The sequence below is a fragment of the Luteimonas sp. BLCC-B24 genome, from assembly GCF_028550595.1.
Lineage (GTDB): Bacteria > Pseudomonadota > Gammaproteobacteria > Xanthomonadales > Xanthomonadaceae > Luteimonas.
Window position 1 is genome coordinate 799,464 of sequence record NZ_JAQQGN010000001.1, and the last position, 19,905, is coordinate 819,368.

Genomic DNA, 19,905 nt, shown 5'->3' on the forward strand with positions numbered 1-19,905 from the left:
ACCGGGAGGGATGCGATGCTGGTGTCCCTCCGTGGTTGCGTCGTCTGGAGACTCCCGTTCCGCCGTCTGTTGACGGCTACCCCGCCCCTAAATGCCTGAGCACCTTCTCGGCGAGAACCTCGGCAGAAGCGGACAGGGTGTCGAGAACCAGATCCGCGTCCGTTGGCCGTTCGTAGGGCGCATCGATTCCGGTGAAGTTCGGCAATTCGCCACGTCGCGCTTTCGCATAGAGCCCCTTCGTGTCACGTCTCTCGGCTTCAGCCAGAGGCGTATCCACGAAGACCTCGACGAAATCACCTGGGCCAAATCGCGCACGAGCTGCGTCGCGCTCGGCGCGGTATGGCGCGATGAAGCTGACGAGTACGATCAGTCCCGCATCCATCATCAGGCGCGCGACCTCGGTAACGCGTCGCAGGTTCTCGATCCTGTCGGCCTCGGTGAAACCGAGATCGCGATTCAGGCCGTGACGCACGTTGTCGCCATCCAGGAGATACGTGTGGTGACCCGCGGCGAGAAGCCTCCGCTCGACGAGATTCGCAATTGTAGATTTTCCAGCTCCTGACAGTCCGGTGAACCAGACACAGCGAGGGCGCTGACCTTTCAGCGCTGCGCGCGCTTTGCGATCGACATCGAGAACTTGCCAATGGACGTTGTCGGCACGTCGGAGCCCATGCCGGATCATGCCCGCGCCCACCGTCGTCTTGTGGACGGGGTCAACGAGAATGAAGCCCCCAAGAACCGGGTCCTGCGTGTAGGGAGCGAATGCGATCGGCGCGTCGAGCGCGAGTGTCGCTCCGCCGATCTCGTTGAACGCCAAACGTTTCGCCGCCAATGGTTGAAGGCTTTCCGGATCGAGCTGATGTTTGAGCTCGGCAACCCTTACCCCCACGGTTCGCGTCGCCAGTTTGAGTTGATAGCGTCGACCTGCAACCAGGGCTTGCTCGTCGAACCAGAGGAGATCTACCGCAACCTGATCGCTCGTTGCCAACGGTGCGCCCGCTGGCGTGATCACATCACCGCGTCCGACATCCACATCGTCGGCCAACCGCAACGCGATCGCCTCGCCACCCTCGACCGAATCACATCGAGACCCACCCACCTGAAGCTCGGCAATGGTCGACATCACGCCGGCGGGCTCGACCCTTACCTGGTCGTGCTGGCTCAGCCTGCCTCCGGTCGCGGTCCCGGCCAGCCAGCGCGCTCCCTCCGGACCACGCAGGACCACCTGGACCGCAAGCCGGCCGACCTTGGAGGACCGGGGTTCGGCCTCCACCGACTCGAGATGTTCCAGTACGCTCGGTCCCGAGTACCAATCGGCCTCCCCGGAACACAGCACGACGTTGTCGCCCAACGCAGCAGCGACCGGGATCGCAACCACACGCTTGATTCCCAGCCGCTCCGCATGTCGCCGATAGTCCGACGCAATCCTGTCGAACAGTGCTTCATCCCATCCGACGCGATCCATCTTGTTGACGGCGAGGAGAACCTCCCCCACGCCGAACAACGCGGCGATGGCGGTGTGACGGAAGGTTTGCGGCAACAATCCTTTGCCGGCGTCGACGAGCACGATGACAACATCTGCGGTCGACGCGCCGGTCGCCATGTTGCGTGTGTATTGCACGTGTCCGGGACAATCGGCGATGAGAAACCGTCGTCGCCCAGTCTCGAGATGACGCCATGCCACGTCGATCGTGATGCCCTGCTCGCGCTCGGCCTCGAGCCCGTCGAGCAGGAGCGCGTAGTCCACCTCACCGCCCCGGGTGCCATGCGCCACGCTCGCGCGTTTCAGCGCAGCGCGCTCGTCGTCCGGCACACGTCCTGCCTCGTGCAGCAGCCGTCCGATCAAGGTGCTCTTGCCATCATCGACGCTTCCGCAAGCGACCACTCTCAGGAACTCACGCGCGACCGCGTTCGCATCCACGACCTCTTCTCCAGCGGCTCCCACCATCAGAAGTAACCCTCGCGCTTCTTCTTCTCCATCGAGTCGCCCTCGGCGTGATCGATCAGGCGACCTGCGCGCTCGGACTGCCGACCGCTCTCCATCTCGGCGATGATGGCGTCGAGAGTGTCGGCATCGGATTCCACGGCCCCGGTCAGCGGGTAGCAGCCGAGCGTGCGGAAACGGACCTTTCTCGATTCGATCTGCTCCCCCTCCCGCAGGACGAACCGTGCGTCATCGACCATCAGCAGCGCGCCCTCGCGGGCCACTACAGGACGCTCGGCGGCGAAGTAAAGCGGCACGACGGGAATCTCCTCACGGCGGACATAGCGCCACACATCGAGTTCGGTCCAATTCGACAGTGGAAACACACGCACGCTTTCTCCGGCATCGACCCGCGCGTTGTAAAGGTTCCACAGTTCCGGGCGTTGACGACGGGGATCCCATCGGTGCCGCGCATCGCGGAAGGAGAAAACGCGTTCTTTCGCGCGCGACTTCTCCTCGTCCCGACGCGCGCCGCCGATGGCCGCGTCGTACCCCCCCGCATCCAGCGCCTGCTTCAGTGCCAGCGTCTTCATGACCTCGGTATGCACCGTTACCCCGTGCGAGAAGGGGCCGACTCCGTCACGCAGTCCGTCCGGGTTGGTATGCACCTGGAGTTCCACGCCGGTTTCCTGCGCCCGTTGATCGCGGAACGCAATCATCTCTTTGAACTTCCATGTGGTATCGACATGCAGTAGCGGGATCGAGGGACGCGCCGGAGCAAAAGCCTTCAAGAGCAGATGCAGCAGCACCGAACTGTCCTTGCCGATCGAATACAAAAGGACCGGCTTCCGGCACTCGGCCGCCACCTCGCGCAGGATATGGATGCTCTCGGCTTCAAGCCGATGAAGGTCGCCGTTCATGCGAGAAGCCATGCTTGCTTACTACATTGCAGTTTCCGCCTATTGTATCCGCCACCGCGGCGCGTCCCGCCGGGTGTGTTGCGGCGATCCCGGGCTGGCAAAAGCGTAGGGAAGGCGGCGCCGCGCTGCCACGAAGCGAAGCAAGTGATACACAATGACACCGTGTTGCTGACCTGTTCCCCCACTCCTCCGCCAGAATCATGCGCGCGCTGATCTTCGCCGCGGGTGTCGGCGAGCGCATGCGCCCGCTGACGGCGACGACGCCGAAGCCACTGCTGCACGTCGGCGATGCGCCGTTGATCGTCTGGCATCTGCGCCGGCTGGCCGCGATCGGCGTGCGGGAGGTCGTGGTCAACACGTCGTGGCTCGCCGCGTGCTTCGCGCCGGCGCTCGGTGACGGTTCGATGTTCGGCCTGCGGCTGCACCTGGTGTACGAAGGCGAGACGCCCCTGGAGACCGGAGGCGGCATGCTGCACGCGCTGCCGCTGCTGGGCGATGCGCCCTTCATCGCGGTCAGTGGCGACATCTGGACCGATTTCGATTTCACGCGTCTGCACCTGGCGCCCGGAGACGATGCGCACCTGGTCCTGGTCGACAATCCGCCGCATCACCCCGGCGGCGACTTCGTACTCGACGCCGGACGCGTGCGCGATGCGCGCGGCCGCGACGCGTCCCTGACGTTCGCGGGAATCGGCCTGTATCACCCACGGCTGCTCGACGGCTGGCGCTCCGCCCTCGGTGACGACCCCGGCGTCCGCGCGCAGCCGCCGCGTTTCAAGCTGGCGCCGCTGCTGCGTGCGGCGATGGAGGCGGGCCGGGTCGGCGGCCAGCATCATGCGGGGGCCTGGACCGATGTCGGCACGCCCGAGCGACTCGCACAGCTGGACGCCGCCCTGCGCTGACGGGCCGCCTCAGCGGATGCCGGTACGCGCGTCGTCGTCGGCGAGTACCTGGCGCACGAAGGGCACCGTCAACCGGCGCTGCGAGGCCAGGGACGCACGATCCAGGCGGTCGAGCAGCGCCGTCAATGCCGGCACGTCGCGGTCCACCCGTCGCAGCAGCCAGTCGATCGTGGGCGGATCGAGCTGCAGCCCGCGCCGGTCGGCGCGCAGGCGCAGGAGTTCGTGCCGGCCGGCGTCGTCGAGCTGCGGCAGGTTCACGTGCACGCTCTGCGCCAGGCGCGAGCGCAGATCGGGCAGCACGAGCCCCAGCGCATCCGGCGCTTCGCCGGCGGTGTAGAGCACGCTGCGTCCGGCATCGTGGGCGCGGTTGTGCAGATCGAACAAAGCGATCTCCTCGGCCCGATCACCCGCGATGCAGTCGAGGCCGTCGATCGCGATGACGTCCGCGCGATGCGCCGCCTCCGACGCGTCGCGCAGCCGGCCGGCCACGCTGCGCAGCGGCAGATAGGCCGCGCGCTTTCCGAGACGCTCGGCTTCCGCGCAGACGCCGATCGCCACGTGGGTCTTTCCGGTGCCCGGTGCGCCGGCCACGTACAGCGCGCGGCGCGCGCCCGCGAGTGCGAAATCGCGCAGCAGGGGAATCAGCGCGGGCACGTCGGCGACCAGCGTGTCGAGTCGCTGGTCGGGCGGGTAACGCAGGGCCAGCGGAAGTTGCGGAGATGACGCGGCCATCGAACTCAGGAACCGTTCCCGCCCTTGGCGTCGCCCGGCACGATCAGTGGCACGTGCCCCAGTTCGATTTCCGGCTTGTCGCCGGCGTAGAGGCGGCTGTGCGTGTAGCGCTCGTGCGCGTAGCGCAGCAGGACATTGCCGACCGCCGCCACCGGCAACGCCAGCAGCATGCCGAGGAAACCGAACAGCTGCCCGCCCGCCAGCACCGCGAAGATCACCGCGACCGGATGCAGGCCGATGCGGTCACCGACCAGGCGCGGGGTCAGGACGTAGCTCTCGACCAGCTGGCCGATGGTGAACACCACGCCGATCAGGATCAGCAACTGCCAATCGAAGCCCCGGGCCTGCACGATGGCGGCGATCAGCGCGAGCGCGATGCCCACGGTCGCGCCGAGATACGGAATGAAGCTGATCAGGCCGGCGATCATGCCGATCAGCAAGCCGAGCCGCAGCCCCACCAGCGACATGCCGACGGCGTAGATCGCGCCCTGCCCCAGCATCACCAGGAACTGGCCGCGCAGGAAACCACCCAGCGATTCGCTGGTCTCCCGCGCGAGGCGCGTCGCGGTGCCGATGTGGTCGCGCGGCACCAGCGAGGCGCAGCGCTCGATCAGCAGGTCCCAGTCGCGCATGAAGTAGAACGCGAGAATCGGCACCAGTACCAGATTGATCACCAGCGCGAGGATCGCGAAACCCGAGCGCGACACGTAGGCCAGCACCGTCGCCGCCACACCGCCGGCCTGTTGCCAGTGGCCGCGGATCAGCTCGATCAGCCGCTCGGTGTCGAGCCAGGAGACGACCTCGTAGCCGGTGCGCTGTTCGACCCACGGCAGCGCGGTGCCGAGCAGCCAGTCGCGGTACTCGGGCAGGCTGTCGATGAGGGTGACGATCTGGCGCTCGATCATCGGCACCAGGATGATCAGCACCAGCGCCACGAGCAGCGTCATCAGGGTGAAGACCAGGGTCACGGCGACCGCGCGCGAGCGTCCGCGGCGTTCCAGCCGGTCCACCATCGGATCACCCAGCCAGCCGATCAGCGCCGCCAGCACGAACGGCGTCAGCACCGGGCCGAGCAGCCAGATCACCCAGCCCACGGCGAAGGCAACCAGTCCCCATTGCAGGCGCCTTAGGAAACGCGCGATGTCGGCGTTCGCGGGATCGTGCTGGATCATCGTCGGTCCTGGTGCAGCGAGGCGATCAGCGCAGGTGGAACACGGGCGTCACGCCCTCGATGTTGCCGTCCGCTTCGACGAGGACCTGGGCGTCGGCCATCCGCCGGAAACCGGTCAGGCCGGTGAGCAGGTCCAGTTCGATCTCCAGTCCCTGCGGCGTCGCCCGCACCGGTCGCATGCCGCGCACCACCGACATGCGTTGCAGCTGTGCCGAGAGGCGAATGAAGTCCGCACTGGAATTGATGCCGGTGAACACGATCGCCTGGGTCGACGGCGCGCCGGCCGGACTGGCCTTGGCGTAGCGACGGGTCAGGGCATCGGCGGCGCCGTCGGCGCCGGTGGGCAGCAGGCGCCGCGCGTCGTCGGCGGTCTCGCTCCAGCGCGACAGCACGCGGCCGCCGTCGACGAAGATCCAGTCGGCCTTCCAGCCGGCACCGTCACGGTACAGCTTGCCGATGAGCTGCATCGGCGGGTTGTAGCGCGCCGAGATGCGCGCGATGGACGCGGTGTCACCGCGCCAGATCGCGCCCACGGCCGCCTGCTCGGCCGCGCTGCCGCCGGGCAGACCCAGCCGGTAGCCGCGCTCGATCGCGCGCCGCAGGATCGGGCGCGCGACATTGCTCTGCTGCAGCGCCACCAGCCGCGGGCCGGAGCCGTCGTCGATTGCGAGCCACAGCACCGGCTTGGGCCGCGGGTCGGGCCAGACCGGAAGCCCCAGCGCCGCGGCGACCGCATCGATGTCCTCGCGCCGGTAGCGCACGACGAGCGTGGTGGTGAAGGTCGGCGAACCGCGCGAGGACACGCCCTCGTCCTGGCGGTAGTCGTAGCCCTCGACGTACTGCTTGGCCCGACGCAGTTCCTGCGCCACGCCCGGACGCTGGGCCGCGCTCCGGTCGCCCGACAGCTTGCCCAGCACCTGGGCCAGCCCGCGCGCGAAGCCCGCGTCGCGCTCGCTCTCGCTCTGGCTGCGCACCGGAATTTCGGCCGAGTACAGTCCCGTGCCTTCGGCGCGATCCCCCTCGACCCGCTGCGCCGACGCGGGGCCGGCGAGCAGCAGCGCGGCCAGCAGCCACACGATCATTCCCAACAGGCGTTTCGGGCGGTGCATCCGGCGGATCCTGGACTCGGGTCAACGACGCGGGATGGTGCCACAAACGACGCCCACGGTCCGTGGAACGCCGGTGCCCCGGGCGGACCGGATCGCGCCCGGCTGCTAGAATTCGCGTTCTTTCCGCCTCGTGACGGCCGCCGTGACCGCCCCTACTCCCCTGACCTACCGCGATGCCGGCGTCGACATCGACGCGGGCAATGCACTTGTCGAACGCATCAAGCCGCTGGTCAAGCGCAGCTTCCGTCCCGAGGTGATGGGAGGGCTCGGCGGGTTCGGCGCGCTGTTCGATCTGTCGGGCAAGTACCGCGAGCCGGTGCTGGTCTCGGGCACGGATGGCGTGGGCACCAAGCTCAAGCTCGCCCAGCAGCTGGGCCGGCACGACACCATCGGCATCGACCTGGTCGGCATGTGCGTCAACGACGTGCTGGTGCAAGGTGCCGAACCGCTGTTCTTCCTCGATTATTTCGCCACCGGCAAGCTCGACATCGAGACCACGGCCGCGGTCATCGGCGGCATCGCCCGCGGCTGTGAACTCGCCGGTTGCGCACTGATCGGCGGCGAGACCGCGGAGATGCCCGACATGTACGCCATCGGCGAATACGACCTGGCCGGCTTCACGGTCGGTGCGGTCGAGAAGTCGGAACTGCGCGACGGTTCGGCCGTGCGCGCGGGCGACGTGCTGATCGGCATCGCCTCGAGCGGCCCCCACTCCAACGGCTACTCGCTGATCCGGCGCATCTTCGATCGTGCCGGTCGTCCGACCGACGTGGAGGTCGGCGGCGTGCCGCTGGTCGATGCGCTGATGGCGCCGACCGCGCTTTACGTCAAGCCGGTGCTCGAACTGCTGCGCAGCGAACTCGGCCCGCAGCTGCACGCGATGGCCCACATCACCGGCGGCGGCCTCACCGAGAACATCATCCGCGTGATTCCGGACGGTCTCGGGTTGCAGATCGACGCGTCGTCGTGGCCGATGCCGCCGGTATTCGAATGGTTGCAGCGCGAAGGCGCCGTGGCCGATCACGAGATGTGGCGTACGTTCAACTGCGGCATCGGCTTCGTGCTCGCGGTGCCGGCCGATGCCGTGGCCGCGTTCGGCAGCGCCCTCGACGGTCTCGAACTTCGACACTGGACGATCGGCGAGGTCGTGAACACGGACGGGGCCGAGCGTGTCCGCATCGTCTGAGTGCGCCCCCACGCGCGTCGCGCGCGGTGCGTTTGCGCTGATGCGTCCGGCGCGTCGCGACACCGGTGCGCTGCCGTCGCGACGTCGCCGGCCGCCGACGTCGGCTGCGGACGCGCGCTGACGTGCCGCTGCGCATCGCCGTCGTCGCCTCGGGGCGGGGCAGCAATCTGCAGGCGATCCTCGACGCCATCGCCGCCGGCACACTCGATGCCGAGGTCGTCGGGGTCTGGTCGGACCGGCGCGATGCGTTCGCGCTGGAGCGCGCGCGATCGGCCGGCGTGCCCGCGCATCCGGTGCGTCCTCGCGACTACGCCGACCGCGCCGCGCACGACCTGGCCTTGTTCGGCGCCATCGACGCGGCCGCGCCCGATCTGATCGTCTGCGCCGGCTACATGCGTCTGATCGGGGCAGCGGCAGTCGAGGCCCGCCCGGGTCGCATGATCAACATCCATCCGTCCCTGCTGCCCGCGTTCAAGGGGCTGCACACGCACCAGCAGGCGCTCGATGCAGGCGTGACCGAACACGGCGCCAGCGTGCACGTGGTGACCGCCGATCTCGACGCCGGCCCCGTCCTCGCGCAGGCGCGTGTGCCGGTGCTGCCGGGCGACACGGCGGAGGCGCTGGCCGCCCGGGTGCTCGCCCGCGAGCATCCGTTGCTGCTCGAAACCCTGCGCTGGATTGCCGACGGACGCCTGGTTCTGCAGGGGTCCCGCGTCCAGGTGAACGGGCGTCCACTGACCGCGCCGCTTCAGCTGGCAGCCAACCAGCGGTTTGCATGATGGCTGCCTCATGCGCCCCCTCCTTCTGCTCCTCGCCCTGCTGATCGCTGCGCCACTGGGCGCCGCCGAGTTGCGCCCGTTCGTCGCCACCTACGACGCGTGGTACCAGGGCAAGGCGGCCGGCGAAGCGACGATGCGGCTCGCGCCGCAGGGCGACCGGTGGGATATCGCGCTCGACATCCGCGGCAACCGCGGCTTCGCCGGCGTGTTCGGCCTCAACCTGAGCCAGCACACGGTGTTCGACGTGGTGAACGGCCTGTACCGGCCGCTGCAGCAGGCCACCGTGCGCAAGGCGGCCGTGTTCTTCAACCGGCGCGTCACCGGCGTGTACGACTGGAGCCGCAAGGTGGCGCAGTGGAGCGGCGACCTGAAGGCCAGCCGCAGGCAGCCGGTGCCGCTCCAGCCCGGCGACATGAGTACGCTGCTGATCAATCTCGCGGTGATCCGCGATGCAACGCCCGGGGCCGGCCTGCGCTACCGCTTCGTCGATGGCGGTCGGGTCCGCGAGTACCACTACCAGGCCGAGCAGGCCCCGGAGATCGTGCCGGTCGGTGAGATGAGCTATTCCGCGCTGCGCGTTTCACGGACCAACGGCGGCAACGACGAGATGATCATCTGGGTCGCCGACGGCGTGCCCACGCCGGTCCGCATCCTGCAACGCGAAGATGGCGAGGACGCGATCGATCTGCGCCTCGTCGAATACCAAGGAGTTCAATGATGTCGCTGCATGCCCTCGTGTCCCGTCCCGCGCAGCTGTGCGCGGCCGCCCTGCTCGCGATCGCTGCACTGCCGGCGCTGGCGATCGAGCCGTTCAATGCGACCTACCAGGCCAATTTCATGGGCATGCGCGCCGAGGCGAACATGAACCTCGCACGTGAGTCCGGCAATCGCTGGACGTACGGTCTCCAGGTGGCCGGTGCGGGCGCGCGGCTGCAGCAGACCACCGTGTTCGAGACCAATGGCGAGCAGTGGCGGCCGATCTCGAGCACCGATTCGCAGCGCGGCGAATCCGGGCTGGCGGCGATGCTGCTCAAGCGCCGTGAACTCAACACCACTTATGACTGGAACGCGGGCGAGGCGCGGTTCACGGGCGACGTGCGCGAGGGCCAGAGCGCGCCGGTCAGGCTGCAGCCGGGCGACCTGGACGGCATGCTGATGAACCTCGTGCTCGTGCGCGACGTGCAGGCCGGCAAGTCGCCGCTGCGCTACCGCCTGGTCGAGGACGGGCGCAGCAAGCGTCAGGTGTTCGAACGCCAGGGCACGGAGCCTGTGACGGTGGGCGGCCGCACGCTGCAGGCGACGAAGGTGGTGCGCACCGATGGCCGCCGCCAGATCGTGGCCTGGATCGTCGACGACCTGCCGGTGCCGGCGCGCCTGCTGCAGCGCCGTGACGGCAAGGACCACATCGACATGCGACTGCAATCGGTCAACTGACGCCGCCCGGTGTCCCCACGGCAAAAGCCCCGCACGTGCGGGGCTTTTTCGTACGGCCGGCCCTCAGGACGCGGACGGCTCGGTCCGGCATTCCATCCGGATGACCTCGCCACTGCGTCGCCAGCGGTACTCCACGCACTGACGCTGTCCGCGCTGCGTGCGGATCGCGGACACGGAGACGAATCCCTGGAGGATCTCCCGGCGCGTGAGTTCGCCGTCCTCGTTCCAGTCCATGTCCTTGAACGCCATGCCGCTCATCGCCGCGGCGCCCACGTACTGCAGCCAGCCCAGCCCCAGCAGGACCACCGCCAGCGTGGCGAACAGTGCGATGCGCCGGTTCGACAGGCGCCCCCGGAACGCCACCGTCAACGCTCCCGGCGGATACGCGCGCCGAGCGCCGACAGCTTGCGCTCGATGTGTTCGTAGCCGCGGTCGAGATGGTAGATGCGGTCGATCGTGGTCTCGCCCTCGGCGACCAGGCCGGCGAGGATCAGCGACGCCGACGCGCGCAGGTCCGTCGCCATCACCGGCGCGCCGCTGAGCCGGGCCACGCCCTTGACGGTCGCGCGCGGGCCGTCGATGTGGATGTCGGCACCGAGACGCATCAGCTCGTTGACGTGCATGAAGCGGTTTTCGAAGATCGTCTCGTCGATCGTGCCCATGCCTTCGGCGACGCAGTTCAGCGCCATCATCTGCGCCTGCATGTCGGTCGGGAAACCGGGATGCGGCGAGGTGACGATGTCCACCGCGCGCGGACGGCGGCCGTGCATGTCGAGCGTGATCGCATCGCCCTCGATGGTGACGTCGGCGCCGGCCTGGCGCAGCTTGTCGAGCACGGCGCCGAGTGTCTCCGGTCGTGCGGCGGTGGCCGTCACACGACCGCCGGTGATCGCCGCGGCGACCAGAAACGTCCCGGTTTCGATGCGGTCGGCGACCACCGCGTGCCGGGCCGCGTGCAGCGCGGCGACGCCGCGCACTTCGATCCGCGAGGTGCCGGCGCCGCGGATGTCGGCGCCCATCGCGATGAGACATTCGGCCAGATCCACGATTTCCGGCTCGCGGGCCGCGTTGTCGATCAGCGTGGTGCCCTCGGCCAGGGTGGCGGCCATCAGCACGTTCTCGGTGGCGCCGACGCTGATCGTCTCGAACACCACGTGCCCGCCCCGCAGCCGATCCGCGCGTGCGCGGATGAACCCGTGCTCGACCGTGATCTCGGCGCCCAGCGCCTCGAGCGCCTTGATGTGCAGATCCACCGGACGCGCGCCGATCGCGCAGCCGCCCGGCAGCGAGACCTCGGCCGCGCCGAATTTCGCCAGCAGCGGACCCAGCACCAGCACCGAGGCGCGCATCGTGCGCACCAGCTCGTACGGCGCCACGTGGCTGTCCACGCTGCACGGATCGACGGTCACGCGCGCGCCGTCGACGTCGTGCACGACGCCGGCGCCGAGACCTTCGAGCAGCTTGATCGTGGTCAGCACATCGTGCAGGTGGGGCACGTTGCCGATCTCGACCGGCCCGTCGGCCAGCAGCGTCGCGCACAGGATCGGGAGCACGGCATTCTTGGCCCCGGAGATGCGGACCTCACCCTGCAGCGCCGGGCCGCCGGCGACGACGATCTTGTCCATCAGGCGTCGGCCCCACCGGCGCGGGCGTGCTCGTCCGGCGTCAGCGTGCGCAGCGCGAGCGCGTGGATCTCGCCGCCCATGCGCTCGCCGAGGGTCGCGTAGACCATGCGGTGCCGGGCGAGCGGCAACTTGCCGGCAAAGGCCGGCGAGACGACCAGTGCCTCGAAATGCACGCCGTCGTCGCCCTGTACGTGGACCACGGCGTCGGGAAGCCCCTGCTGGATCAGGTGGGTGATGGTCTGGGTATCCAAGGAATCGGTCCTGTGGCCGCGCTGCCGGGCCGTGAACGTCGTCTCGCGCAGGTGAAGCGCGGGTGAGCCGTCATCGCCGACGCCGCCGGTCGCGGGGCATTCACGGCGGGAAGCGCATAAAATGAACGGCTTAGCCTAACGGAAAAGCCCCTTGGCGGATATGGTTCCCACCTCGCACACGCCCACCTCCGGCGCGGTCTCGTTCGCCGACAGCGGACGCCGTGTCTTCGCGGTCGAGACCCAAGGGCTGCAGGCCGTTGCCGCCCGTCTGGACGGGGCATTCAGCGCCGCGTGCGCACGCATGCTCGAGTGCCGCGGCCGCGTGGTGTGCACGGGCATGGGCAAGTCCGGCCACGTGGCGCGCAAGATCGCGGCCACGCTCGCGTCCACCGGCACGCCGGCGTTCTACGTGCATCCCGGAGAAGCCGGGCACGGCGATCTCGGCATGATCACCGACGCCGACGTCGTCCTGGCCCTGTCGTACTCCGGTGAATCGGACGAGATCCTGATGCTGCTGCCGGTGCTCAAGCGCCAGGGCAATCCGCTGATCGCGATGACCGGGCGCACCGCCTCCACGCTGGCGACCGCGGCCGACGTCCACCTCGACATCAGCGTACCGGCCGAGGCCTGCCCGCTGGCGCTGGCGCCGACCTCCAGCACCACCGCGTCGCTGGCGATGGGCGATGCGCTGGCGGTGGCACTGCTGGAGGCGCGTGGGTTCACCGCCGACGATTTCGCACGCTCGCATCCCGCCGGTGCGCTGGGCCGGCGCCTGCTGCTGCACATCCGCGACGTCATGCATGGCGGCGACGAGATTCCCGCGGTCACCGCCGACGCCACCCTGGCCGATGCGCTGATGGAGATGAGCCGCAAGCGCCTGGGCATGACCGTGGTCGTCGACGATGCGCAGCGCCTGATCGGCCTCTACACCGACGGCGACCTGCGCCGCACGCTGACCGACCCCGCCATCGACGTGCGCAACGCGCGGATCGCCGACGTGATGACCCGTGAGCCGTCGTTCGTGGACGCCGACGCGCTGGCGGTGGAGGCCGCCCGCCTGATGGAGACCCGCAAGATCACCATGCTCCCCGTGGTCGATGCCGAGCGGCGGGTGGTTGGTGCCCTGAACATTCAGGACCTGTTGCGCGCGCGCGTGGTGTAACCCTCTTCCGTATTCATGGATCGATTCCGTCCGATGTCCGCCTCCCCGCTCGACGCCGCCTTCGCTCATGTGCCCGCCGATATCGTGGCGCGCGCGCGTCGTGTGCGGCTGGCCTGCTTCGATGTCGACGGCACGTTGACCGACGGCGCGCTGACGTTCGACAGCGACGGTCGTGAACTCAAGACCTTCCACGTCCACGATGGCCAGGGCCTGGTCCTGCTGCGCAAGGCCGGCATCGCGGTCGCGCTGATCACCGCGCGTCAGGGCAGCATCGTCGAGCGGCGCGCACGGGATCTGGGCATCGAGGCGCACCTGCACGTCGCCGACAAGGCGGCGCAGGTCGAACGCCTGCGCACGGCGCTCGGCCTCGACGCCGACGCGGTGGCGTTCATGGGCGATGACCTCGCCGATGTCGCCGCGATGCGGGCCGCCGGTCTGGCGGTCGCGCCGGCCGATGGGCACCGCTGCGCCGCCGATGTCGCCCACTGGCACACCACGGCCCGCGGCGGCCGCGGCGCGGGACGCGAACTCTGCGACCTCATCCTGCACGCACAGGGCCGGCTGGCCGACCTCCATGCCGATGGACGGGTCTCGTGAACTGGCGCATCACGCTCACGCTGGTGCTCCTCGCGGGCGCGCTGTTCTCCGGCTGGGCCGCCTGGCAGCAGAAGGACGCACTCGTCACCGAGGCCGCGACCGACGGACGCACGGATTACCTGCTGCGCGATTTCGATCTCGTGGCCCTCGACCGCGAGGGCCAGGAAGCCTTTTCCGTCGCGGCGCCGCAACTCCAGCAGACCCCCGGCGCACGCACGCTCGAGCTGGAGACCCCGGTCTTCCACATTCCGGCCGAAGACGGCAGCGGCCGGTGGACGGTGGTCTCGGAGACCGGCTGGGTGTCCGACGACAACGAGGAAGTGCGGCTGCGCGGCGACGTCACCGCGACCAGTCCGGACGGCGCGCCGCGCCCGACGACCATGCGCACCGACGCCCTCGACATCTTCCCCCAGCGCAGCCAGGCGGCGACCGACGCCGCCGTGGCCGTCACCCAGCCCGGCACTACAATGCAGGGCACCGGCATGCGTGCCGACCTCGAGACGGGTCGGATCGAACTTCTCTCCCAGGTGAGATTCCGCAATGAGCCCACTTCCCGCCGCTAGGCTGCTTCTGCTCGCGATCGCGCTGGCCCCGGCGCTCGCCACGGCGAAGTCGTCGGATCGCAACCAGACCCTGTCCGTCGATGCCGGCGGCAGCGACTGCTCGGTCAGCAACGAGGCGCTGCCGTGCCTGTTCACCAACGGTGTGACGATCACCCAGGGCACGCTGGAGATCCAGGCCACGCGCGCCGATGTGCGCCGCCGCAACGGCGAGTTCCAGCGCGTCATCCTTACTGGCGGCCCCGTGCGCATGAAGCAGCAGATGGACGATGGCGGCTGGGTCGATGCCACCGCCGCGCAGGCCGACTACAACATGCCCAACGACACGGTCGTGCTGACCGGCGGCGCCGTGGTCAACCAGCCCGGCCGTGGGCGCATGGAAGGTGAGCGCATCGTCTACAACATGGCGTCGGGCCAGGTGCAGGGCGGCGGCGAGGGCCAGGGCCGCGTGCGCATGCAGTTCGAGCCGCGCAACCGCAGCCAGGCGACGCCGGCCGGCGGTCAGGGCGGCACCCGCTGATGCTGGTCGTCGAGGGCCTGCGCAAGCGCTACAAGCAGCGCGAGATCGTCAAGAATTTCGGTCTGACGCTCGAGGCGGGCGAGGTGGTCGGCCTGCTCGGCCCCAACGGTGCCGGCAAGACGACCTGCTTCTACATGATCGTCGGCCTGGTGCCGGCCGACGCCGGGCGCATCGTGCTCGACGGCCGCGACATCACGGCCGAACCGATGTACACCCGCGCCAAGCGCGGGGTCGGCTATCTGCCGCAGGAGCCGTCGGTGTTCCGCAAGCTCAGCGTGGCCGACAACATCATGCTGGTGCTCGAACTGCGCGAGGACCTCGATCAGGCCGGGCGCCGCAAGCAGCTCGCCGACCTGATGGACGAACTGCAGATCACCCACGTTGCCGACCAGGCCGGCGCCAGCCTCTCGGGCGGTGAGCGTCGCCGCGTCGAGATCGCCCGCGCGCTCGCCGCCAATCCACGGATGATGCTGCTCGACGAGCCCTTCGCGGGCGTCGATCCGATCTCCGTCGGCGAGATCCAGCGCATCGTCACCCATCTCAAGGAACGCGGGATCGGTGTGCTGATCACCGATCACAATGTCCGCGAAACCTTGGGAATCTGCGACCGGGCGTATATCCTCAGTGACGGCGGCGTGCTCGCACAGGGGGCTCCGGATGCGTTGCTCGCCAATCCCGATGTGCGACGCGTCTATCTTGGAGAGTCCTTCAGGCTGTAGCAGCGTCGCGCACCCGGCCAAGGAGTTCCGGGCACGATGAAGCCACGTCTGCAGACATCGCTGGGACAGCAGCTCGTACTGACGCCGCAGTTGCGTCAGGCGCTGCATCTGCTGCAGCTGTCGGCGGTGGAGCTGGAGACCGAGATCGCCGCGGCGGTGGAGAGCAACCCGCTGCTGGACTGGCAGGAGCCCGACAGCATCGGCACGCCCGTGACCGACCGCGCCGCGTCGGAGGCGCGCGACACCCCGGGCGAACGTGACGACGCACGCGAACGCGAAGACGCCGACACCCCGGGCTGGGAAGGCGACGACAGCTGGTACGGCAGCGGTGCGGGCAATGGCGACGGCGAGACCGACGGCGACCCGGCGGATCGAATGGTCCAGACCGAGAGCCTGCGCGACCACCTGACCTGGCAGCTGCATCTGAGCCCGATGTCGGCGCACGACCGCAACATCGGCATCGCCCTGATCGACGCGATCGACGACGACGGCTATCTGCGCGAATCGCTCGAGGACATCGCCGCCGTCCTGCGCCCCGACACCCATGCCACCGCCGCCGAGGTGGCGATGGTGCTGTGCCGGATCCAGCGCTTCGATCCGCCCGGCGTCGGCGCGCGCGACCTCGGCGAATGCCTGTGCCTGCAGCTCGAGACCCTGCCCGAGGCCACGCCGGGCCGCGCACTGGCGCTGCGTGCGGCGCGCGAGCTGATCGAGCGCCTGCCCAGGCTCGGCGCGAGCGGCCTGGCCGACGCGCTCGGCTGCAGTGCGGGCGAGGCCGAGACCGCCCTGCAGCTGCTGCGCAGCCTGGATCCCAAGCCGGGCGCCCAGATCGGCATCGTGCCGCACGACAACTACGTCACCCCCGACTGCGTGATCACGCGTCACAACGGGGTCTGGCGGGTCGCGCTGGCGGCCAGCCATTTTCCGCGACTGACCATCCACCGCGGTTACGAGCAGATGATCCAGCATGCCGGCAGCAGTGATGCCGGCTACCTGCGCGGGCGTCTGCAGGAAGCCCGCTGGCTGCTCAAGAATCTCGAAGCGCGCGGCGAAACCCTGCTCAAGGTGGTGCGTTGTCTGGCACGGCAGCAGTCGGGCTTCCTCGAGTTCGGCAAGCGCGCCTTGCGCCCGCTCACCCTGCGTGAGGTCGCCGACGAGATCGGCATGCACGAATCCACCGTCTCGCGCGCGGTGGCGCGCAAGTACGTGCACACCCCGCGCGGCACGCTGTCGCTCAAGGATTTTTTCGACTCGGGTATCGGCACCGAGGGCGGCGGGGAAGCCTCGAGCACCGCGATCCAGCAGATGATCCGCACCCTGGTCGATGCCGAGGACCCGCGCAAGCCGCTGTCCGACGCCCGTCTGGCCGAACTGCTCAAGGCCTCCGGCGTGCCGGTGGCACGGCGCACCGTGGCCAAGTATCGCGAGGCGCTGCACATCGCCTCGTCGCACGCCCGCGTTCGCATCGCCTGAACTTCTGCCGCCCTACGTTGGTCCTTGGAGACGTGGCCGCCGCCGCTTGCACCGGGCGCCGGCCGCGCTACTCTGGACCTGATCGCCTGCGTCGATCGCGGGCGATCCTTCCCAACGTTGAAGGAGCTTGCCGATGCACGTCGAGACCCATGGCCATCAGATCGAGGTGACACCCGCGCTGCGCGAGTACGTGGACACCAAGCTGCAGAAGCTGTCCAAGCATTTCGATCAGCCGCTGCATGTCCGCGCCCAGCTCAGCATCGACAAGCCGCATCACAAGGCCGAGGCCACCGCGACGATCGCCGGCAAGACCCTCCACGCCGACGCCAGCGCGGCCGACATGTACGCCGCCATCGATCTGCTCGTGGACAAGCTCGACCGCCTGCTCGTGAAGCATCGCAAGAAGGTCGTCGACCATCATCGCGGCGAGAATCCTGCGCGCGACGGCACTTTCGGATAGTCTTCCGGTCCACGTTCCCGTCCGGGCCCGCGCGGCATGTCATTCTCCGATCTGCTCTCGGCCGACCGCATCGTGATGCTGGTCGCGCCGGGTTCCCGCGATAGCGTTCTGGACGCAGCCGCCCGCCTGCTGGCGGGCAATTCGCCGACCACCACACCGGTACTGGCCCAGGCGCTGCGCGATCGCGAGCAGCTGGGCAGTACCGGCATCGGGCGCGGCGTGGCGATTCCGCACGCACGCAGCGCTGCCTTCCGCGAATCCCGCGCGGCCTTCCTGCGTCTGTCGCATCCGATCGATTTCGGCGCGAGCGACGGCACCCCGGTCGATCTGGTGTTCGCGATGTGCGTGCCCGAGCATCTGGTCGAACAACACCTCGAGATCCTGTCGGGTCTCGTCGAGCGCTTCGCCGATGCGGAGTTCCGCGATGCACTGCGCGATGCGCGGGATCTGTCGCGCCTGCGCGGCCTGCTGCTCGATCCCGCCGCGTCGCCCGCGTCGGCCTGAGGCATGAACGCGAGCATCCAGGCCCAGGAGCTGTTCGCGCAGTTGCAGGACCGGCTGAGCCTGCGTTGGCTGGCCGGCCAGTCGGGCGGCACGCGCACCATCGAATCGGTGGACACCGTCGCCCGCCGGCCGTCGCTCGCCGGCTATCTCAACATCATCTATCCGAACAAGGTGCAGATCCTCGGCACCGAGGAGCTGTCGTGGCTGGACAGTCTGGACTCACGCCTGCGCTGGGAAACCATCGAGCGCATGATCCAGTACCGGCCGCTGGCGCTGGTGATCAGCAAGGACCAGCCCTGCCCCGAAGACCTGCGCGAGGCGGCGGAGGAATCGCAGACGCCGCTGTGGAGTTCGCCCAAGCGCGGGCATGAACTGCTCAACCTGGTGCAGTACCACCTCGCGCGCGTGCTGGCACCGCGGGTCACGCTGCACGGCGTGTTCATGGAGGTCTATTCGATCGGCGTGCTGATCACCGGCGAGTCGGGCTCGGGCAAGAGCGAACTCGCGCTGGAGCTGATCACCCGCGGTCATCGACTGGTGGCCGACGACGCGCCGGAGTTCACCCAGATCGCGCCCGACGTGCTCGACGGCGCCTGCCCGGAACTGCTGCAGGACCTGCTGGAACTGCGCGGCCTGGGTGTGCTCAACATCCGCGAGATGTTCGGCGACACCGCGGTGAAGCGGAACAAGTACCTGCGCCTGATCGTGCATCTGAGCCGGCCCAATGCCGACACCCTGGCCGGCGACGGCGACGGCATGGTACGGCTGACCGGCGACCTCGGCGTACGCCGCGTGCTCGACCTCGATGTCCCCCTGATCACCCTGCCCGTCATGCCCGGCCGCAATCTCGCCGTGCTGACGGAGGCCGCGACGCGCACCCACATCCTGCGCACCAAGGGCCTGGACCCGGCGGCCGCATTCCTCGCCCGGCATTCGCATTTCCTCGAGCGCAGCACGCCATGAGCGACACCGCCGCCCCGATGCTCTATCTCGTCAGCGGCCTGTCGGGCAGCGGCAAGTCGGTCGCGCTGCGCACGTTCGAGGACCTCGGTTTCTACTGCGTCGACAACCTGCCGGCGGGAATGCTGGCCGACTTCGTCGCCAACGTCACCCGGGCCGACGAACCGCCCGGGCGACTCGCGGTGGGCATCGATGTCCGCAACCGCCACACCGACCTGTCCAGGGTGCCGACCTGGCTGTCGGATGTCGGCCGCCTCGGCCTCGACCCGCGCCTGGTGTTCTTCGAGACCGGTAACGAGGTGCTGCTGCGCCGCTTCGCCGACACCCGCCGTCGGCACCCGCTCGGGCGCGCCGGCCTGTCGCTGGCCGATGCCATCGCACTCGAGCGCACGCTGCTTCGGCCGCTGCGCGCGCTCGCCGACACGGTCATCGACACCAGCGACCTCAACGTCCATCAGCTGCGGCGGCGGATCGTCACCGAACTCCAGCTGTCGGATGACGACTCAGTCTCGCTGCTGTTCGAATCCTTCGCCTACCGGCGCGGTGTGCCGGCCGATGCGGATTTCGTCTTCGATGCACGCGCGCTGCCCAATCCGCACTGGGATCCGCGCATGCGGCCGCTGTCGGGGCGCGACGTCGATGTGCGCACCTGGTTCGAGGGGCACCCGGAAGTCGGCGACTACAGCGCGCAGGTCGCCCAGTTCCTGGACACCTGGCTGCCGCGCATGCGCAGCGCCACGCGCAGCTACGTCACCGTCGCCTTCGGCTGCAGCGGCGGCCGGCACCGTTCGGTGTATCTGGCCGAAGTGCTGGCGCGGCACGCACGCGAGCAGGGCTGGCGGGACGTCGCCACCTACCACCGCGAGCTCGACTGAGGCGGCCGCCTGTCCGGATGCGGCGTTTCGTCCCGACAGCTT

The 19,905-nt window shown here is 69.1% G+C and carries 22 protein-coding genes and 1 pseudogene; 15 read left to right on the top strand and 8 right to left on the bottom strand.

The genetic code is table 11. From position 1 onward, the window contains the following. Window positions 1-76: 76 nt before the first annotated feature. Together cysC and cysD are read right to left on the bottom strand one after the other, a co-directional pair. Entirely contained in the window at window positions 77-1,921 is a 1,845-nt protein-coding gene (gene cysC / locus PQS31_RS03875) for an adenylyl-sulfate kinase (protein WP_272761352.1), read from the bottom strand. Between the two features lie 26 nt (window positions 1,922-1,947). Continuing rightward, window positions 1,948-2,844, bottom strand: coding sequence for a sulfate adenylyltransferase subunit CysD (cysD, locus tag PQS31_RS03880; protein WP_272761353.1), 897 nt, complete (start codon window positions 2,842-2,844; stop codon window positions 1,948-1,950). A 200-nt stretch (window positions 2,845-3,044) separates the two neighbouring features. Here cysD and murU point away from each other — a divergent pair, with 200 nt between their 5' ends. Further along, on the top strand, window positions 3,045-3,746 hold the full coding sequence (gene murU / locus PQS31_RS03885) for an N-acetylmuramate alpha-1-phosphate uridylyltransferase MurU (protein ID WP_272761354.1): 702 nt from the start codon (window positions 3,045-3,047) through the stop codon (window positions 3,744-3,746). A 9-nt stretch (window positions 3,747-3,755) separates the two neighbouring features. On the opposite strand, the gene hda is transcribed toward murU, so the two are convergent. The 3 genes and pseudogenes from hda to PQS31_RS03900 form a co-directional block, all read right to left on the bottom strand. Next, window positions 3,756-4,478, bottom strand: coding sequence for a DnaA regulatory inactivator Hda (hda, locus tag PQS31_RS03890; protein WP_272761355.1), 723 nt, complete (start codon window positions 4,476-4,478; stop codon window positions 3,756-3,758). A gap of 74 nt (window positions 4,479-4,552) precedes the next feature. Continuing rightward, window positions 4,553-5,650: pseudogene (locus PQS31_RS03895) on the bottom strand (AI-2E family transporter); the annotation flags it as partial. A 25-nt stretch (window positions 5,651-5,675) separates the two neighbouring features. Continuing rightward, a complete protein-coding gene (locus PQS31_RS03900) occupies window positions 5,676-6,758 on the bottom strand; it encodes a DUF2066 domain-containing protein (protein ID WP_272761356.1) in 1,083 nt (360 codons plus the stop codon). 142 nt (window positions 6,759-6,900) lie between these two features. Here PQS31_RS03900 and purM point away from each other — a divergent pair, with 142 nt between their 5' ends. From purM to PQS31_RS03920, 4 genes are all read left to right on the top strand, one after another. After that, the gene (gene purM / locus PQS31_RS03905; RefSeq protein WP_336314321.1) at window positions 6,901-7,944 is read left to right on the top strand and encodes a phosphoribosylformylglycinamidine cyclo-ligase; all 1,044 of its coding nucleotides are present in this window, start codon (window positions 6,901-6,903) and stop codon (window positions 7,942-7,944) included. Between the two features lie 122 nt (window positions 7,945-8,066). After that, window positions 8,067-8,723 (top strand): phosphoribosylglycinamide formyltransferase, encoded by a 657-nt coding sequence (purN, locus tag PQS31_RS03910; RefSeq protein ID WP_272761358.1) that lies wholly within the window; start codon window positions 8,067-8,069, stop codon window positions 8,721-8,723. Between the two features lie 10 nt (window positions 8,724-8,733). Further along, entirely contained in the window at window positions 8,734-9,441 is a 708-nt protein-coding gene (locus tag PQS31_RS03915) for a DUF3108 domain-containing protein (protein ID WP_272761359.1), read from the top strand. Further along, entirely contained in the window at window positions 9,441-10,157 is a 717-nt protein-coding gene (locus PQS31_RS03920; protein WP_272761360.1) for a DUF3108 domain-containing protein, read from the top strand. Before PQS31_RS03915 ends, PQS31_RS03920 begins: the two co-directional genes overlap by 1 nt. Before the next feature lie 63 nt (window positions 10,158-10,220). Here PQS31_RS03920 and PQS31_RS03925 read toward each other — a convergent pair whose 3' ends face one another. The 3 genes from PQS31_RS03925 to PQS31_RS03935 are packed head-to-tail and all read right to left on the bottom strand — an operon-like array spanning window position 10,221 to window position 12,033. Further along, complete coding sequence (locus tag PQS31_RS03925; protein WP_272761361.1) at window positions 10,221-10,520, bottom strand: EF-hand domain-containing protein; 300 nt, start codon at window positions 10,518-10,520, stop codon at window positions 10,221-10,223. 2 nt (window positions 10,521-10,522) lie between these two features. Beyond that, window positions 10,523-11,782, bottom strand: a complete 1,260-nt coding sequence (gene murA, locus PQS31_RS03930) for a UDP-N-acetylglucosamine 1-carboxyvinyltransferase (RefSeq protein WP_272761362.1) — start codon at window positions 11,780-11,782, stop codon at window positions 10,523-10,525. Further along, window positions 11,782-12,033, bottom strand: coding sequence for a BolA/IbaG family iron-sulfur metabolism protein (locus PQS31_RS03935; protein WP_272761363.1), 252 nt, complete (start codon window positions 12,031-12,033; stop codon window positions 11,782-11,784). Before PQS31_RS03935 ends, murA begins: the two co-directional genes overlap by 1 nt. Window positions 12,034-12,193: 160 nt before the next feature. On the opposite strand from PQS31_RS03935, the gene PQS31_RS03940 reads away from it, so the two are divergent. The 10 genes from PQS31_RS03940 to rapZ all read left to right on the top strand — a co-directional run bounded on the left by PQS31_RS03940 (window position 12,194) and on the right by rapZ (window position 19,863). Then, window positions 12,194-13,195 (top strand): KpsF/GutQ family sugar-phosphate isomerase, encoded by a 1,002-nt coding sequence (locus tag PQS31_RS03940; RefSeq protein WP_272761452.1) that lies wholly within the window; start codon window positions 12,194-12,196, stop codon window positions 13,193-13,195. A gap of 33 nt (window positions 13,196-13,228) precedes the next feature. Further along, a complete protein-coding gene (locus tag PQS31_RS03945) occupies window positions 13,229-13,792 on the top strand; it encodes an HAD family hydrolase (protein WP_272761364.1) in 564 nt (187 codons plus the stop codon). Further along, window positions 13,789-14,355 carry an LPS export ABC transporter periplasmic protein LptC gene (lptC, locus tag PQS31_RS03950; protein WP_272761365.1) on the top strand — a complete coding sequence of 189 codons (567 nt, stop codon included), beginning with the start codon at window positions 13,789-13,791 and terminating at the stop codon, window positions 14,353-14,355. Before PQS31_RS03945 ends, lptC begins: the two co-directional genes overlap by 4 nt. After that, entirely contained in the window at window positions 14,333-14,872 is a 540-nt protein-coding gene (gene lptA / locus PQS31_RS03955; RefSeq protein ID WP_272761366.1) for a lipopolysaccharide transport periplasmic protein LptA, read from the top strand. Before lptC ends, lptA begins: the two co-directional genes overlap by 23 nt. Beyond that, on the top strand, window positions 14,872-15,591 hold the full coding sequence (gene lptB, locus PQS31_RS03960) for an LPS export ABC transporter ATP-binding protein (RefSeq protein WP_272761367.1): 720 nt from the start codon (window positions 14,872-14,874) through the stop codon (window positions 15,589-15,591). The genes lptA and lptB overlap by 1 nt, the downstream gene beginning before the upstream one ends. 36 nt (window positions 15,592-15,627) lie before the next feature. After that, entirely contained in the window at window positions 15,628-17,064 is a 1,437-nt protein-coding gene (locus PQS31_RS03965; RefSeq protein ID WP_272761368.1) for an RNA polymerase factor sigma-54, read from the top strand. Between the two features lie 133 nt (window positions 17,065-17,197). Next, window positions 17,198-17,524, top strand: a complete 327-nt coding sequence (raiA, locus tag PQS31_RS03970) for a ribosome-associated translation inhibitor RaiA (RefSeq protein ID WP_096208093.1) — start codon at window positions 17,198-17,200, stop codon at window positions 17,522-17,524. A gap of 36 nt (window positions 17,525-17,560) precedes the next feature. After that, window positions 17,561-18,028: a PTS sugar transporter subunit IIA gene (locus PQS31_RS03975; RefSeq protein ID WP_272761369.1), complete on the top strand. Its 468-nt coding sequence runs from the start codon at window positions 17,561-17,563 to the stop codon at window positions 18,026-18,028. A gap of 3 nt (window positions 18,029-18,031) precedes the next feature. Beyond that, the gene (gene hprK / locus PQS31_RS03980) at window positions 18,032-18,991 is read left to right on the top strand and encodes an HPr(Ser) kinase/phosphatase (RefSeq protein WP_272761370.1); all 960 of its coding nucleotides are present in this window, start codon (window positions 18,032-18,034) and stop codon (window positions 18,989-18,991) included. After that, window positions 18,988-19,863 (top strand): RNase adapter RapZ, encoded by an 876-nt coding sequence (rapZ, locus tag PQS31_RS03985; protein WP_272761371.1) that lies wholly within the window; start codon window positions 18,988-18,990, stop codon window positions 19,861-19,863. Before hprK ends, rapZ begins: the two co-directional genes overlap by 4 nt. Window positions 19,864-19,905: the final 42 nt, after the last annotated feature.

Coding starts and splice junctions, on each gene's coding strand:
- cysD (WP_272761353.1), bottom strand. CDS start 2,844: ATGAACGGCGACCTTCATCGGCTTGAAGCCGAGAGCATCCATATCCTG.
- murU (WP_272761354.1), top strand. CDS start 3,045: ATGCGCGCGCTGATCTTCGCCGCGGGTGTCGGCGAGCGCATGCGCCCG.
- hda (WP_272761355.1), bottom strand. CDS start 4,478: ATGGCCGCGTCATCTCCGCAACTTCCGCTGGCCCTGCGTTACCCGCCC.
- PQS31_RS03900 (WP_272761356.1), bottom strand. CDS start 6,758: ATGCACCGCCCGAAACGCCTGTTGGGAATGATCGTGTGGCTGCTGGCC.
- PQS31_RS03915 (WP_272761359.1), top strand. CDS start 8,734: ATGCGCCCCCTCCTTCTGCTCCTCGCCCTGCTGATCGCTGCGCCACTG.
- PQS31_RS03920 (WP_272761360.1), top strand. CDS start 9,441: ATGTCGCTGCATGCCCTCGTGTCCCGTCCCGCGCAGCTGTGCGCGGCC.
- murA (WP_272761362.1), bottom strand. CDS start 11,782: ATGGACAAGATCGTCGTCGCCGGCGGCCCGGCGCTGCAGGGTGAGGTC.
- PQS31_RS03940 (WP_272761452.1), top strand. CDS start 12,194: ATGGTTCCCACCTCGCACACGCCCACCTCCGGCGCGGTCTCGTTCGCC.
- PQS31_RS03945 (WP_272761364.1), top strand. CDS start 13,229: ATGTCCGCCTCCCCGCTCGACGCCGCCTTCGCTCATGTGCCCGCCGAT.
- lptA (WP_272761366.1), top strand. CDS start 14,333: ATGAGCCCACTTCCCGCCGCTAGGCTGCTTCTGCTCGCGATCGCGCTG.
- lptB (WP_272761367.1), top strand. CDS start 14,872: ATGCTGGTCGTCGAGGGCCTGCGCAAGCGCTACAAGCAGCGCGAGATC.
- PQS31_RS03965 (WP_272761368.1), top strand. CDS start 15,628: ATGAAGCCACGTCTGCAGACATCGCTGGGACAGCAGCTCGTACTGACG.
- raiA (WP_096208093.1), top strand. CDS start 17,198: ATGCACGTCGAGACCCATGGCCATCAGATCGAGGTGACACCCGCGCTG.
- PQS31_RS03975 (WP_272761369.1), top strand. CDS start 17,561: ATGTCATTCTCCGATCTGCTCTCGGCCGACCGCATCGTGATGCTGGTC.
- hprK (WP_272761370.1), top strand. CDS start 18,032: ATGAACGCGAGCATCCAGGCCCAGGAGCTGTTCGCGCAGTTGCAGGAC.
- rapZ (WP_272761371.1), top strand. CDS start 18,988: ATGAGCGACACCGCCGCCCCGATGCTCTATCTCGTCAGCGGCCTGTCG.